Source organism: Acinetobacter sp. CAU_H_29a_1 (assembly GCF_058599505.1).
Genome location: NZ_CM178655.1, coordinates 1,522,992 through 1,536,953, shown reverse-complemented (window position 1 = coordinate 1,536,953; position 13,962 = coordinate 1,522,992). Strand labels below are relative to the sequence as shown.

13 protein-coding genes are annotated in these 13,962 nt (G+C 41.8%); 7 read left to right on the top strand and 6 right to left on the bottom strand.

Features of this window, described 5'->3' with window-relative positions; all coding sequences use genetic code 11:
* Window positions 1-78: 78 nt before the first annotated feature.
* Together AC4MDD_RS07545 and AC4MDD_RS07540 are read left to right on the top strand one after the other, a co-directional pair.
* Window positions 79-2,538, top strand: a complete 2,460-nt coding sequence (locus AC4MDD_RS07545) for an LPS-assembly protein LptD (protein ID WP_491882497.1) — start codon at window positions 79-81, stop codon at window positions 2,536-2,538.
* Window positions 2,538-3,842, top strand: coding sequence for a peptidylprolyl isomerase (locus tag AC4MDD_RS07540; protein WP_114836901.1), 1,305 nt, complete (start codon window positions 2,538-2,540; stop codon window positions 3,840-3,842). The genes AC4MDD_RS07545 and AC4MDD_RS07540 overlap by 1 nt, the downstream gene beginning before the upstream one ends.
* Before the next feature lie 113 nt (window positions 3,843-3,955).
* Here the strand turns inward: AC4MDD_RS07540 and hfq are convergent, their stop codons facing one another.
* The 4 genes from hfq to tsaE form a co-directional block, all read right to left on the bottom strand.
* Window positions 3,956-4,471 (bottom strand): RNA chaperone Hfq, encoded by a 516-nt coding sequence (gene hfq, locus AC4MDD_RS07535; protein WP_058869749.1) that lies wholly within the window; start codon window positions 4,469-4,471, stop codon window positions 3,956-3,958.
* Between the two features lie 93 nt (window positions 4,472-4,564).
* Complete coding sequence (miaA, locus tag AC4MDD_RS07530; protein WP_114836902.1) at window positions 4,565-5,509, bottom strand: tRNA (adenosine(37)-N6)-dimethylallyltransferase MiaA; 945 nt, start codon at window positions 5,507-5,509, stop codon at window positions 4,565-4,567.
* Between the two features lie 6 nt (window positions 5,510-5,515).
* Entirely contained in the window at window positions 5,516-7,456 is a 1,941-nt protein-coding gene (mutL, locus tag AC4MDD_RS07525; protein ID WP_491882496.1) for a DNA mismatch repair endonuclease MutL, read from the bottom strand.
* Complete coding sequence (tsaE, locus tag AC4MDD_RS07520) at window positions 7,449-7,925, bottom strand: tRNA (adenosine(37)-N6)-threonylcarbamoyltransferase complex ATPase subunit type 1 TsaE (RefSeq protein WP_279689994.1); 477 nt, start codon at window positions 7,923-7,925, stop codon at window positions 7,449-7,451. Before tsaE ends, mutL begins: the two co-directional genes overlap by 8 nt.
* A gap of 121 nt (window positions 7,926-8,046) precedes the next feature.
* Here tsaE and AC4MDD_RS07515 point away from each other — a divergent pair, with 121 nt between their 5' ends.
* From AC4MDD_RS07515 to AC4MDD_RS07505, 3 genes are all read left to right on the top strand, one after another.
* Window positions 8,047-8,961 (top strand): pseudouridine synthase, encoded by a 915-nt coding sequence (locus AC4MDD_RS07515; protein ID WP_491882495.1) that lies wholly within the window; start codon window positions 8,047-8,049, stop codon window positions 8,959-8,961.
* 112 nt (window positions 8,962-9,073) lie between these two features.
* Window positions 9,074-9,409 (top strand): type II toxin-antitoxin system RelB/DinJ family antitoxin, encoded by a 336-nt coding sequence (locus AC4MDD_RS07510; protein WP_004984882.1) that lies wholly within the window; start codon window positions 9,074-9,076, stop codon window positions 9,407-9,409.
* Window positions 9,410-9,502: 93 nt separating this feature from the next.
* Window positions 9,503-9,943, top strand: coding sequence for a GNAT family N-acetyltransferase (locus AC4MDD_RS07505; RefSeq protein ID WP_004696801.1), 441 nt, complete (start codon window positions 9,503-9,505; stop codon window positions 9,941-9,943).
* 10 nt (window positions 9,944-9,953) lie between these two features.
* On the opposite strand, the gene AC4MDD_RS07500 is transcribed toward AC4MDD_RS07505, so the two are convergent.
* On the bottom strand, window positions 9,954-10,688 hold the full coding sequence (locus AC4MDD_RS07500) for a pseudouridine synthase (protein WP_491882494.1): 735 nt from the start codon (window positions 10,686-10,688) through the stop codon (window positions 9,954-9,956).
* 135 nt (window positions 10,689-10,823) lie between these two features.
* Here AC4MDD_RS07500 and AC4MDD_RS07495 point away from each other — a divergent pair, with 135 nt between their 5' ends.
* Together AC4MDD_RS07495 and AC4MDD_RS07490 are read left to right on the top strand one after the other, a co-directional pair.
* Window positions 10,824-11,282, top strand: a complete 459-nt coding sequence (locus AC4MDD_RS07495; RefSeq protein WP_004696797.1) for a DUF441 domain-containing protein — start codon at window positions 10,824-10,826, stop codon at window positions 11,280-11,282.
* A 247-nt stretch (window positions 11,283-11,529) separates the two neighbouring features.
* Window positions 11,530-12,750, top strand: a complete 1,221-nt coding sequence (locus tag AC4MDD_RS07490; RefSeq protein WP_279744022.1) for an MFS transporter — start codon at window positions 11,530-11,532, stop codon at window positions 12,748-12,750.
* Window positions 12,751-12,949: 199 nt separating this feature from the next.
* Here AC4MDD_RS07490 and AC4MDD_RS07485 read toward each other — a convergent pair whose 3' ends face one another.
* Entirely contained in the window at window positions 12,950-13,933 is a 984-nt protein-coding gene (locus AC4MDD_RS07485; protein ID WP_491882493.1) for an ion transporter, read from the bottom strand.
* Window positions 13,934-13,962 lie beyond the last annotated feature (29 nt).

The window sequence follows — 13,962 nt, the reverse complement described above, 5'->3', positions numbered from 1 at the left end:
TGTAGCCACTTATCAACTTTTTCTCTATGATGCGACAATAATTAATTGCGTTTTAAGCATACTTGGTAAATGAGACACATGAAGCATCAGTTTAAATTTAATCCTTTAGCGACTGCGATATTTACCCTTCTTTGTGGTAGCTCAATCACAAGCTATGCTGCAACACCAACTACGTCTATTTCAGACGAACAACAATCGCTAAAACAAGCACTACAAGAAAGCTATCCTGGGCAAAAGTTTTTCGAACAATACTACGTTGATAAGTCATCTCCTGAAGCTCAACAGCGCCAAGGTCGTTACTTAAGTTCCGCGTATTGCCAAGGCACATGGTTAACCCCTGTAAGCCCTGAAACCAAAGCTGCTGACGCAGCCAGTGCGACATCCACCATTACAGCGGACTATGGTCACTACAACCCACAAGGTGACTCTGTTCTTGAAGGTAATGTCCTGATTGATCAAGAAGGTCGTCAAATCCGTGCCGATAAAATCACCATTGACCAGACTCAGACTTTTGCCAATGCTGAAGGCCGTGTACAAATGGCGCAAAGTGGCTTATTAGCGCAAAGCGACCAAATCAATTACAACCTAAAAACTCAACAAGGCGATCTGAAAAACAGTTTCTATATTTCAGAAGAACAACATGCGCATGGGCGGGCTGACCAAATCCTACGTGAGTCACAAACGACCACCACGCTAAAAAATGCAACTTATAGCACCTGCCCACCAGAGCAATCGCCAACATGGAAAATCCAAGCCGACGAAATTAAGTTAAATCAAGAAACTGGACGTGGTGAAACACGTGGTACAAAACTTTATGTTAAAGATGTACCCGTTCTCGCTGTTCCTTATTTCAACTTCCCAATTGATGACCGTCGTACTACTGGTATTTTGACACCAAGTTTTGGCTTCACCAATGATGGTGGTGTCGAGCTTGCAGTGCCTGTTTATCTCAACTTAGCTCCTAACCACGACGCGACCGTTACGCCACGCTATATCAGCGACCGCGGCCCAATGTTTGAGGGTGAGTTTCGCTATTTGACCGAAAACTTTGGTTCAGGTCAAATTTTGGGGGGGTACTTAGCTGGTGACCGAAAATATGACGATGAAGACCGTAAAGATTTGCACTTTTTACATAACTGGCAAATCAATGAACAGTTCTCAACCAACCTTGAATATAACTATGCATCAGACAAAGACTACTTTACTGACCTAAGTAACAACCCAAACACCAAAACAGACTTAAACCTGCGTCGTGCGTGGGAGTTAAACTATAAAAATGGAATTCCTGGTCTAAAAGCCCAACTAAAAGTTGAAGACTTCCAAACACTAGACGAAACCACACCCTACGTTGACCGTCCGTATGCGCGTTTACCACAGTTCTTACTCAACTATAAAGCGGGTAATGCACTGGGCTTAGAATACGAGTTCAACAACGATACGGCTTACTTTAAAAAGGACTTTGGGACTATCGACGGCGATACCAACGATAGCTTTGAACCAAGCGGCACCCGTGTCTATAATGACTTTTCTGTACGCTATAACTACCGTACACCGTGGGCTTTCGCCATTCCTGAAGTATCTATTCGCAATGTGAACACATTCTACGATCAAGACACCATCAATGAGTTTGACAACACCAACCGCTCATCGAATGACAAATCTTATGTTGTGCCACAGGTGACTTTTGATGCAGGTTTAACTTTTGAAAAAGAAGGCACTTTCTTACAGACGTTAAGCCCACGCATGTTCTATGCCTATGCACCCTATAAAAATCAAGATGGCGCACCAAACTTTGACTCTGCAACAGCATCGATAAACTATGATCAGTTATTTAGTGCAAATCGCTTCTATGGCCATGACCGTCTAGAAGACAATAACTTCTTGTCACTGGGCTTAAGCTATAGCCTATTTGATACGGTGGGTCTAGAGCGCTTAAAAGCCAGTGTGGGCCAAAGCTATTATTTCGAAGACCGCCGCGTAACGCTTGACCAAACAGCAGATGTCTTTGACACAGAAAATCACTCTGGTCCGATTGTCAGCGTATCTAGCCAGCTCTCGCAAAACTTTACCCTCGGTGCAAACTCAGCATGGATGGCAAATGGCGATAATGCGCAACGCGACTTACAACTTTACTTTACGGGTGATAAAGGCAACCTCTATAACGTTGGCTATTTCTACCGTAAAGAAATTGCAGACCGTCAAGAACATTACGACCAAGTGGTTGCATCTTTTGTACAACCGATCCATAACAACTGGCGTATTATGGGCCACGCTCAATATGACTTAGACAACAATGTCGCTCGTGAATACCTCCTTGGTGTCAATTACGAGTCTTGCTGTTGGGGGATCTCCGTTTATGGTCGCGAGTACTATAACGACTTGGATGACGTCAATGCTGCAGGTGTAGAACCTAAACGTGCAATTATGGCCGAAATTACACTTAAAGGCTTAGGCGGACTCAACAGTAAACTTTCATCATTACTAGAAAATCGTATTCTAGGCTTTAACAATATTAATCAGACTTGGACAGACCGTTAATGAAGACAAAACAGTTCAAACAATTTTTTAAAGCGAGTGCTTTGGCTTTAGCTCTCGCAACCGCTATTCCAACTTTTGTACATGCGTCGGATGAAGTTGTTGCTGTTGTCGATAACAGTGTCATTTTGAAGAGTGACTTAGAAGCAAGTATGGCTGAGCTCAAACATCAACTTGAGAGCCAAAAGAAACAAGTCCCACCAGAGCAATATTTGGCACAACAAGCATTAGAGCAACTGATTATTCGTCAGACTCAGCTTGAGCAAGTGAAACGTTACAACATTCAACCTGATGAAAAAAGCTTGAATGAAGCGGTTTTAAATGTTGCAAAACAATCTGGTAGCACAAGCCTGGAAGCATTCCAACAAAAGCTCGATAAAATGGCACCCGGAACCTATGCTTCTTTGCGTAGTCGCGTTGCTGAAGATTTGGCAATCAATCGTTTACGCCAGCAAATCGTTACCTCTCGTATCCAGATTTCAGATCAAGACGTTAAAAACTTCTTAAATACCCCACAAGGCCAAGCAGCACTCGGTAACCAAGTGCATGTGCTACATGTGCGTGTTTCAGGTGACAATGCTGACGCTGTGGCGAAGCAAGTTAAAACAGTACTAGCAAACGACAACGATGTCGCTGCAATTGCTAAAAAGTTCAGTACTGGTGGCACTAAAGTTGAAGGTGCAGATATGGGCTTTAGAGCACTTTCTGACATCCCTAGCGAGCTTGCAGCACGTGTGAGTCCACTCCAAGTGGGACAAACCACAGATTTAATTACAGTACGAGATGGTGTACATCTTTTAAAATTAGTTGAACGCAAAGGTGCTGAGCAAAAAGCAATTGTACCTCAATACAAAGCACGCCATATTTTGATTCAACCCTCTGAAGTGGTTAGCCCTGAAAATGCTAAACAAATGATCGAAAGCTTGTATAACCGCGTTCAAAAAGGTGAAGACTTTGCAGTCTTAGCTTCAACCTACTCTAATGACACAGGTTCAGCACGTGATGGCGGGAGCTTGGGTTGGGTCAGCCCAGGTGTGATGGTTCCTCAGTTTGAAGAAACCATGAAAAATACGCCTGTAGGTCAAACCAGCAAACCTTTCCAAACTCAGTTTGGCTGGCATATTCTTCAAGTGACTGAAACACGTCAACAAGACATGACTGCTGAATACCAAGAACGTATGGCCCGTCAAATTTTAGGTGAGCGTCAATTTGATGCAGAGCTTGATAGCTGGTTACGCGAAACACGCAACAGAGCTTATGTCGAAATCAAAGATCCGAACTTAGACCGTAAGAACAACAAGTCATAAATTTGAACACATAAAAAGACCAGCATTAATGCTGGTCTTTTTTTCGCTTGGCCGAAAACTAAAAATTAGACATAAAAAAAGCATCTCATGTGAGAGGCTTTTTTAACAATCAATTAACGATTATTTTCGTCATCTTGAGTGTCTTCAAATTTTGATTCGCCATCAAAACCAGTCGATTGACCACCGAAGCCACCTTGACCACCAAAGCCACCTTGACTACCAAAGCCACCTTGACCACCGAAGCCACCTTGACCACCGAAGCCACCTTGACCACCGAAGCCACCTTGTTGACCACCAAAGCCGCCTTGTTGACCGCCAAAGCCACCTTGTTGACCGCCAAAGCCGCCTTGTTGACCGCCAAAGCCGCCTTGTTGACCGCCAAAGCTACCTTGTTGACCAGCGCCAGCAGGTGCACCAGCAGGACGTGGATTACGTGCAGGAACAACTGTAGAAATTGCATGCTTGTAAACCATTTGGCTTACTGTATTTTTTAATAAAACAACATATTGGTCGAAAGATTCAATATGACCTTGTAACTTAATACCGTTTACAAGGAAGATAGAGACAGGAATACGTTCTTTACGGAGAGAATTTAAGAACGGATCTTGCAAAGTTTGACCTTTAGACATGTTATAACTCCAAAAAAATTTTAAAATCAGCGCAAAAAACTATCTTTATTTTTCAATTAAAAATTATAAAAAAGATAGTAGCTAAATTTTGCTTTATCCGTAGCAGTTTCGCAAGTCTTCTTGTGCCTGCGTGATAGTAGAATACGTTGTAAATTTATGTGCCTCTTGCAAAGATCTTAACCAAGTGTATTGACGTTTGGCAAGTTGTCGTGTCGCAAAAAGTGATTTATCCTCCATTTCACGTTGTTTTTCGACAGTTTTATCTCCTTTCTGTAAAAATTCGAGTGCTTGTCGATACCCAACTGAGCGCATAGAGGGTAAATTTTCATCTAAATCGTATTTTTTCATAAGTGCTTCCACTTCATTCAAAAATCCGATGTCCCACATAATTTTCAATCGTTGTGCAATTCTTTGGTGCAATTCGGCACGGTCTGGCATCAAAGCATAATTATGAAAATTATAGCGATAAGGCACGTTTTTAGGTTGTTCAGCTTGAAGTTTAGTAATAGGCTGCCCTGTCAATTTATAAACTTCTAAAGCGCGAATAATCCGTTGTTTATCACTCACTTTAAATTTTTCGCCCGCCAGTGGATCCACACTGCATAATTCCGCATAGACCGCAGACCAACCCTCACTTTCACCCTTGGCTTCTATTTCAGCACGAACAGCATAATCTGCGCTCGGTAAATTGCTTGAAAGACCTTCTAAAAGTGCCTTGAAATAGAGCATGGTTCCACCCACCAAAATCGGGGTCTTACCTCGTGCATGCATATCATCAATTAAACTACACGCATCTTCAACAAAGTTTGCAGCCGAATAGACTTCTAATGGGCTAATAATATCGATAAGGTGATGTGGATATTGCAGCAACTCTTCTTTGGTTGGTTTAGCTGTACCAATATCCATATCCTTAAAAACCAATGCTGAATCTACAGATATCAGTTCAAAGTTTCCTTGCTCATAGAGCTGACATGCCAAAGCAGTTTTACCACTTGCAGTTGGCCCCATTAAATTGATGACCGGCAATTGAGTTGACATGTACAACTACTCTCCTCGAGCAAAAAGCTTATCTAGTTGAGCCAATGGAAACGCACGCCAAGTTGGGCGACCATGGTTACATTGGCTTGCAAATTCAGTTTGTTCCATTTGACGAAGCAAAGCATTCATTTCAGAAAGACCCAAAATGCGATGCGCGCGAACAGCACCATGACAGGCCATACCCGCTAAAATTTGATCACGCTTTTGCAGTAAGCCCTGCGCTTCATCATTTGGATCCAAATCGTTCAGTAATTCAGGTACCAGCGCCTCAAAATTGGCTTTATGTAAAATCGCAGGCACACCACGAACAATCACCTGCTCATCGCCATATTGATCAATTTCAAGACCTAAACGCGCCAATTGATCTTTGAGCTCTTCCACTCGTGTCGCTTGCATTCGCGTGATATTAATCACTTTGGGAATAAGTAACTGCTGAGAAGTCCAAAACTCTGGTTTATCCCACGCTGACTTCATTTGCTGTAGCAGAATACGCTCATGCGCTGCATGCATATCAACAATAATCAGCCCTTCTGTATTTTGAGCCAGCACATAAATACCATGCAATTGTGCAATTGCAATTCCCAATGGATGTTCGTCGACTTTAGGGCTTTGCACTGTAAAATCAGCCAAAGGCTGAGCTTGATCAACAGCAGATGATGTATCACGTAGAGGTGCTAAATAGCTTTGCAAAGCATTATTGAGCTGTTGTGAGCCCTGATAGCGTGAAGGTTGCGCCGAATAATGGACGCCTTGCGGTTGATTTGAACTAAAGTCAGTAAGCACATCCGATGGAGCTTGCTCACCAGTTTGTGCAGACTCAACATGACGATGCAACTGCAAAGGCTCTTGATAACGAGGCTGCACAGACATCGAAGCTTGATTCTCTGCAATCTTCATTGCATCAGATAAATCTGCGGTTGCCGTTTGAAACTGCGATAAAGTCTCTTTGGCATAATGACGTACAAATTCATGTACTTCACGTTGATTCAAAAAGCGAATTTCATGTTTGGTCGGATGTACATTGACATCAATATTTTCAGGGTCTACTTCCAGAAAAAGCAAATAACCCGCATGCTGATGTCCATGCAAAATACCATCATAAGCCATACGCAGCGCATGAGAGATGGTTTTATCTTTAACAATTCGACCATTCACATAAACATACTGTAAGTCAGCCTGAGCCCGCGCATCGGAGGGATGTCCCAACCAACCTGTTAAACGCATGTTGATGCTATCTGCATCCATCCAATAAGCATTTTCAGTAAATGCACGCCCTAGCAACTGCTGTACGCGCTGAAAACGTAGCTCACCACTATCTGCAATCGGCAAGTTCAGTTTGATGCTTTGATTATGTTCAAGCACAAAACGAATATCGAAATGCGTCAGCGCTAAACGCCGAACAATTTCCTCAATATGACCAAACTCTGTGCCAGGTTTTTTGAGAAATTTTCGACGCGCAGGCACATTGAAAAATAAATCTTGTACCCGAATATGCGTACCTTTCGGTGCAGCTACAGCCTGAATCTCTTGACGGTCAAATGCAGTTCCATTGACTTCAACTTGGTAGCCAATTCCATCATCCGCTTGACTACTGGTCAAGGTTAAACGCGACACCGCTGCAATAGAAGCCAAAGCCTCTCCGCGAAAGCCTAAACTGACAATTGCATGTAAATCTTCAGCGGTTTGGATTTTACTGGTCGCATGGCGCATCACCGCCAAAGGGAGATCTTCAGCGTGAATCCCTCGACCATTGTCCATGATTTCAATTAAAGTACTGCCGCCTTGCTCTACCCGAATAATGAGCTCTGTCGCACCTGCGTCAATCGAGTTTTCAAGTAACTCTTTGACCACAGACGCTGGACGTTCAATGACTTCACCTGCTGCAATTTGGTTGGCTAAAGCAGGATTCAAAGTATGAATACGGCGTATCTTTAAATCATCACGCATTGTTTAATTGACTCTCTAAAGCTTGTAATAATGCTACTGAATGGAAACTTAAGGTAGCAGACCGTGTCAGTTCATCTTCTGATTTTTGAATATCAATAATTAAGTCTGCCTGAGGGATCTCATCGCCCCCTTTAGACGGCCATTCAAACAAAAACAATGCATTGGGCGTTTCCAAATAGTCACGGATACCCATTAACTCCAGTTCATACGGATCGTTTAAACGATACAAGTCAAAATGAAAAATATCACGGCCTTGAACTTGGTAAGGTTCAACCAAGGTATAGGTTGGGCTTTTCACGGAACCTTGATGGCCTAAATGCTGTAAATAGTGGCGTGTTAGCGTAGTTTTTCCCGCACCCAAATCCCCAATTAAATACACCACACCCGTCGTAAAATGCTGTGCCAAAATTTGCGCTAAATTTTGGGTATCTTGTTCATTATTGAGCGTTAAATTAAATGAATACTGCATAATACTCACGACAAGTGACAAAAGAACAATTATGATAGCACTGGACTCACAAAATGCCCAAGCCACAAGCTTGAAATCTCGTATTTAACTGCGCCAACCGATTAGATATTGCCTGCACATCATGCTCAACATAAAACCTGCTGAATTTTGTCCTCCCACGCTCAATGGCGTGAGCGCAAGTAAAGTGTTTCTGCCTAAATTAGAGCCAGCACCGCACACCGTATTGGCTTATTTATCTGACCAATTTCCGCATATTGAAGCAACTGAGTGGCAGCAACGCTTTCATGATGGCTTGGTCTATGACGCTGTAGGTAATGTACTCCATAAAGATTCGGCATATCTTGAAAATCAGCATGTGTTTTATTACCGCTTTTTAGCGCACGAAATTGAAGTGCCATTTCAGCATGACATTTTATTTGAAAACGATCATTTCTTAGTCGTGGATAAGCCGCACTTTTTGACCATCAGTCCAACGGGGCAATATGTCCAACAAACCCTATTGGTGCGCCTGAAAAAACAAACAGGTATTGAGCATTTAACGCCCATCCACCGCCTTGACCGTGAAACCTCTGGCTTAGTGATGTTTTCCAAATGTATTCACAGTCGAGGGCTGTATCAGCAAATGTTTGCAGATCGACAGGTTCAAAAAACCTACCATGCGATTGCACCGTTTAACCGTGAACTCAACTTTCCACGCATAGTAAAACTACATATGCAAAAAGGTGAACCGTTCTATACCATGCAAGTCCTAGACAAAGCACCGAACAGTGAAACCGAGATCTTGCTTCTAGAGCATGATGCAACATGGGCAAAATATGAGCTTAAACCCGAGACAGGCAAGCAACATCAACTCCGTGTACACCTCAATTTCTTAGGCCTGCCGATTAAAAATGATCCGTTCTATCCTAAAGTTGTACATAAAGCCGACGATGATTTTAGTCAGCCTTTACAGCTCTTAGCCAAGCATCTTTCATTTAAAGACCCAATAACTCAACAGCTTATGCAGTTTAGCTCCAATCTTGAATTGACATTGTAATCTGCTTGTCATTACAAAATAATTTAAAATTCCATTGTATGAATATTGAAATTACAATGGAATTGATTAAAATAACTTCTACCCTTAAGTCGTTAAAATTATTTAAAAAATCATGAGAAAAACAGAAGTCTATCAAATTCGACTCGATTCCCAAGAAAAGAAACAAGCTTTTGCAGTGTTTAAACAATTGGGAATTACGCCTGCGCAAGCCGTTCGTTTATTCTTCAAACAAGTGGTTTTAACCAAATCCATCCCTTTCTCAATCGAAAACCAGAACATCAATATTGAACAACTGATTAAGCTACGTAAACTCAAGCAAGAACAAAAAGCGGTTGAACACATCACCAGTGCAGACTCAACTGCAACCAATGATTTATTTGCAGATGATGAACATATTGATCTTTTTGAGGAATTAGCTGCAATCTTGGGAGAAAGTGACAAAACTTAACAGTGTTGCATTTCTAAACAAATTTTAGAAATATCCCTTTCAAAACTTAGGTATGCTTCATGTAAACATTATAAATACAGCATGGAGTAATACATGATCGTTAGGCGTGCCACTTTAGAAGACTTAGAAAAACTTGCTGTATTATTTGATGAATATCGCCAATTTTATGGTGCATCGTCCAACCTAGCGCTTTCCCAAAAGTTCCTTAAACTTCGCCTTGAAAACGAACAAAGCGTCATCTTCATTCATGTCAAAGACGATGTGATTACAGGTTTTGTGCTGCTGTATTTAGGTTTTTCTTCTGTGGCCTGCGCAACTTACTATATTTTAGATGATGTTTATGTTTCTCCACCGCATCGTCGCCATGGCTCAGCAAAACAATTGATCGATACCGCGATTTTGTTTGCGCGACACGAAAAAGCCATTCGTATTACGCTTGAAACGCAAAAAAATAATTATCAATCCCACAGCTTATATGAAGCCATGGGCTTTGTAGCGGATAATGAGTTTAAGACCTATCATTGCTTTCTATAGCATTCAGCGTCTAAAGACCTTCACTCTCAAGATCATTGCGTGTCTTGGCTAAAGCCACTTGTTCAGCATTTAAATAGATCCAACGTCCCTCGACTAAATCTGGTATCCCCGTTAAGTCGAGCGCTCCAATTTGCTGACGATGCAAGCTCTCAACTTTATTTCCCACTGCCGCAAGCATACGTTTCACTTGATGATATACCCCTTGATGCACGGTCATTTGCAGTTCACATTCAGCTAAGCGTTTTACATCCGTTGCAGCAAAACTTCCTTTTTCATTTCGCAGCTCCACTCCTTGCTCCAGCTGTTGAATTTGTTCATCTGTAACAGGGTCGACCGTTTGCATGCGATACACCTTTGCCACATGCTTTTTAGGGTGTGTCATCGCTTGTAAAAACTGACCATCATCGGTGAGTAACAATAAACCTGTGGTGTCTTGATCTAGACGACCTACACACTGAATACCACGATTTAAGAGCACATCGTCAAACAAATCAAAAACACTAAAATGATGTGTCGCCTGATGTGAACATTCATAGCCTTGAGGTTTATTTAAGGCGATATAGACTTTTTCACGGTATTCAAAGCTCTTGCCGTGTACCTTGTAGTGCAGCGCATCCAATTTGAGTTTATGTTTAGGGTCAGTAATGATCTTCCCATCAATTTCAATGACTGCATTTTTAATCAACTGTTGGCAATGCTTTCGCGAACCAAATCCTTGCGACTGCAACATTTTTTCCAACAGCATCAGCACACCACATTTTTAAATAAAGGCTCATTTTATACTGAAATACAGGAACATCAATCAAAGGACTCGGATCATTCAGCAGAGCGGCTAAAAAAACGTTACAATGCACATGTTTTTTTGACCAGCCTCCCCCATATGCCGAACTTAGATTTGAATCTGATCGTCCTCCTAATCCTACTGGCTTGTGGTATTTTCAGTCACAACTCTGCGGTAACCATTGCTGCTGCAGTACTCATTATTTTGCGGATGACACCACTGAGTGAATACTTTCCACTAATTCAACAACATGGATTAAATATCGGTATCATCATTTTAACCATTGCAGTTTTAGTGCCTATTGCAAGTGGCAGAATTAGCGGTGAAAGTATTTTTAAATCTTTTTTAAGTGTTAAATCGTTACTTGCTATCGCCATTGGTGTTTTGGTTGCATGGCTAGGTGGGCGCGGCGTAAAACTGATGTCAAACCAACCCGATGTTGTTGCAGGCTTACTGGTTGGAACCGTTGCAGGGGTAGCTTTACTGCGTGGCGTTCCAGTTGGCCCACTCATTGCGGCTGGTTTACTTACCCTAATCATTGGTACAGGACAGCCCTAGCCTAACGAATACAAAAACAAATCCAAATTCTCAAGCTCAGTTTGACTGATCTGTATTTGCTGCCTTTAAATTTAATTTCTTTTAAAAAATGGTCACTCAATCTAGCGCTATGAATAAATATTCATCGTACAGAATCTTCAGGGTTCGTATGAATATTATGCTTGCTTAGTTCACTTATAACTTTTTTGAACAACCAAATTTTCATGTGATAAAGAACGTATAATACTTTTGATTTTCTCCTCTATTTATGTGCTCTCAAGAAAATAGCATCTCTCCAACAAGCCACTTATCTGTCATTATTTTGGCATTGGCACTCGGTGGTTTTTGTATTGGGACTACTGAGTTCGTTGCGATGGGACTCATCCAAGAGATCTCACAAAGTTTCAAGCTCAGTATTCCTGTCACAGGGCATTTCATTAGTGCCTACGCTTTAGGTGTGACTATAGGCGCGCCTGTGATTGCCATTTTGGCCGCAAAGGTTCCGCGTAAAACACTCTTAATTGGACTCATGCTGTTTTATGGTATCGCCAATGCCAGTACAGCACTCGCAAATAGCTATGAGTCTATGTTGGTCTCACGTTTTATTGCAGGTTTCCCTCACGGCGCTTACTTTGGTATTGCCGCTTTGGTGGTTGCAGAGTTTGCAGGAAAACAAAAGCGCGCTTCGGCGGTCGCCATGCTCATGATGGGTCTGAATGTCGCGACCGTGATTGGTGTGCCTTTTGCGACATGGCTGGGTCAGCTGTATGGTTGGCGTGCAGGTTTTGAGTTTTCTGCATCTATCGCATTTTTGACCGTGGTCGCGATTTGTTTTGGCCTACCTAAAATGCAGCTGGATCACACCGCCAGCATTCAAAATGAACTACGTGGACTTAAAAATACACAAATGTGGATCACGCTTGCTGTCGGTGCAATTGGATTTGGTGGACTATTCTCTGTATATAGTTATGTATCGCCTATTTTGACTGAATATACTCATGCTAGCATTCAAGTCATTCCGTTTGCACTGGCATGTATTGGGCTCGGGTTGGTCGTCGGCGGTGTTGTCGCAGGACACTTTGCCGATAAAAACTTAAACAAGGCGATTATTTGGGTCTTAGTTTCCAATGCCTGCTCTTATGTACTTTGTGCCCTGTCTATGGATCACCTTGCCACTGCTTTTATTGCACTCTTCTTGGTCAGCTTCAGTATTGCAGGCTTGGGGCCTTTACTACAAACCCGCTTAATGGATGTCGCTGGTAATGCACAAGGCTTAGCCGCTTCACTCAATCACTCTGCATTTAATATTGCCAATGCTTTTGGTGCTTTTCTGGGCGGCTGGTTAATTAGCCAAGGTTTAGGTTGGCTAGCTCCAATCTGGGTCGGGGTTCTACTAAGTTTGGGTGGGCTAATTATTTTGCTAGTGGCTTTTCAGCATGAGAAAAAGTTGATATCCGCATGTAAAAGCGATGCAAACCAGACTTGTTAAAACCAAATCAATGACTTTTATCTAAAAACAATAAGCGTGCATAAAAATTCAATCGTACTTTTATGCACGCTTTTACAATCCATCATTCAGATTAATGTCAGGCCATTAACAATCTACGAGCATTTTCTTTTTAAACTCTAGATTTTATTCGATACGCAATAAGAAGTTAAATACGAAACTCCTTAACTGAATGGCATAATCATTCAGGTAGTTTCTTCCCGCAGTGTGGACAATAGGCATATTGCTCACGCTCTTGCCTTAAAGATTCTTCTTTTTGTTCACGAATGAGCTGTAAAATAATATCGTGTGTTTGCTCTTTGGTCAGCCCAACTTCTTTACGAACTTCTTCAATTTTTTCTGTCTCTAAGACAAAATCAATATCGCTATTTTGGATTAATTCTCGAAATCTAAGTTCAAGTTTTTCTTTACGCTGCTCAAGTTCATTGGCTAAACCATTCGCCAAAATACCCGCAGGTAATGCCGCTAAACCTACACCTAAGATGGTAATAATCGCTCCAAGAAAGCGTCCTAACGGCGTAATAGGTGTCACATCACCATAACCGACGGTGGTCAATGTAACCACGGCCCACCACATTGAAGCTGGAATGGAGCTGAAAACTTCAGGTTGTGCCTGACTTTCAATCAAATACACCCCTGCAGCCGCCATAATGATCATAATCATTAAGATGAAAATAACCGCTTGAAATGAGCCTTTTTCGCGCTCAATGACCCGCAATAAAATTTGTAGAGAGACAAAGTAGCGGGTTAACTTGAGAAGTCGGAGCAGACGAACAATTCTTAAGAATCGTAAATCGAATTGAACAAAGAAGTTTAAATAGGCAGGTAGAATAGCCAAGAGGTCGATAATCGCCCCACCACTTTTGACCCAATTTAGGCGGTTTTTCCAATCCGACTCAAAACTATTAGATTCAGCAATTGACCAAAAACGTAAGAGATATTCGACGCTAAAAACGACAATAGAAAAGATTTCAAAATAATAGAAAAAGTCTTGATACAACACATAGTACTTTTGCACCGACTCCAGCAAGACCGCAGTAGCATTACTCATAATCAGTGCAATGAGAAAATAGTTCAACCCTCGACTTAAGGGCGTCTCATAATCCTCATTATGCAAATTGTTATAAACAAATTTGCGTAGCGTGTACCAAGCTGTCAATTTCATTACGATTCAAAGTTATTCTTATCCCTTAA

What these genes read in the sequence shown, in the direction of transcription:
- miaA (WP_114836902.1), bottom strand. Translation starts at nt 5,509, where the DNA reads ATGTCAACTCAATTGCCGGTCATCAATTTAATGGGGCCAACTGCAAGT.
- AC4MDD_RS07510 (WP_004984882.1), top strand. Translation starts at nt 9,074, where the DNA reads ATGAGAAAAACAGAAGTCTATCAAATTCGACTCGATTCCCAAGAAAAG.
- AC4MDD_RS07545 (WP_491882497.1), top strand. Translation starts at nt 79, where the DNA reads ATGAAGCATCAGTTTAAATTTAATCCTTTAGCGACTGCGATATTTACC.
- AC4MDD_RS07540 (WP_114836901.1), top strand. Translation starts at nt 2,538, where the DNA reads ATGAAGACAAAACAGTTCAAACAATTTTTTAAAGCGAGTGCTTTGGCT.
- AC4MDD_RS07495 (WP_004696797.1), top strand. Translation starts at nt 10,824, where the DNA reads ATGCCGAACTTAGATTTGAATCTGATCGTCCTCCTAATCCTACTGGCT.
- AC4MDD_RS07505 (WP_004696801.1), top strand. Translation starts at nt 9,503, where the DNA reads ATGATCGTTAGGCGTGCCACTTTAGAAGACTTAGAAAAACTTGCTGTA.
- mutL (WP_491882496.1), bottom strand. Translation starts at nt 7,456, where the DNA reads ATGCGTGATGATTTAAAGATACGCCGTATTCATACTTTGAATCCTGCT.
- AC4MDD_RS07515 (WP_491882495.1), top strand. Translation starts at nt 8,047, where the DNA reads ATGCTCAACATAAAACCTGCTGAATTTTGTCCTCCCACGCTCAATGGC.
- AC4MDD_RS07490 (WP_279744022.1), top strand. Translation starts at nt 11,530, where the DNA reads ATGTGCTCTCAAGAAAATAGCATCTCTCCAACAAGCCACTTATCTGTC.
- AC4MDD_RS07485 (WP_491882493.1), bottom strand. Translation starts at nt 13,933, where the DNA reads ATGAAATTGACAGCTTGGTACACGCTACGCAAATTTGTTTATAACAAT.
- AC4MDD_RS07500 (WP_491882494.1), bottom strand. Translation starts at nt 10,688, where the DNA reads ATGCTGTTGGAAAAAATGTTGCAGTCGCAAGGATTTGGTTCGCGAAAG.
- tsaE (WP_279689994.1), bottom strand. Translation starts at nt 7,925, where the DNA reads ATGCAGTATTCATTTAATTTAACGCTCAATAATGAACAAGATACCCAA.
- hfq (WP_058869749.1), bottom strand. Translation starts at nt 4,471, where the DNA reads ATGTCTAAAGGTCAAACTTTGCAAGATCCGTTCTTAAATTCTCTCCGT.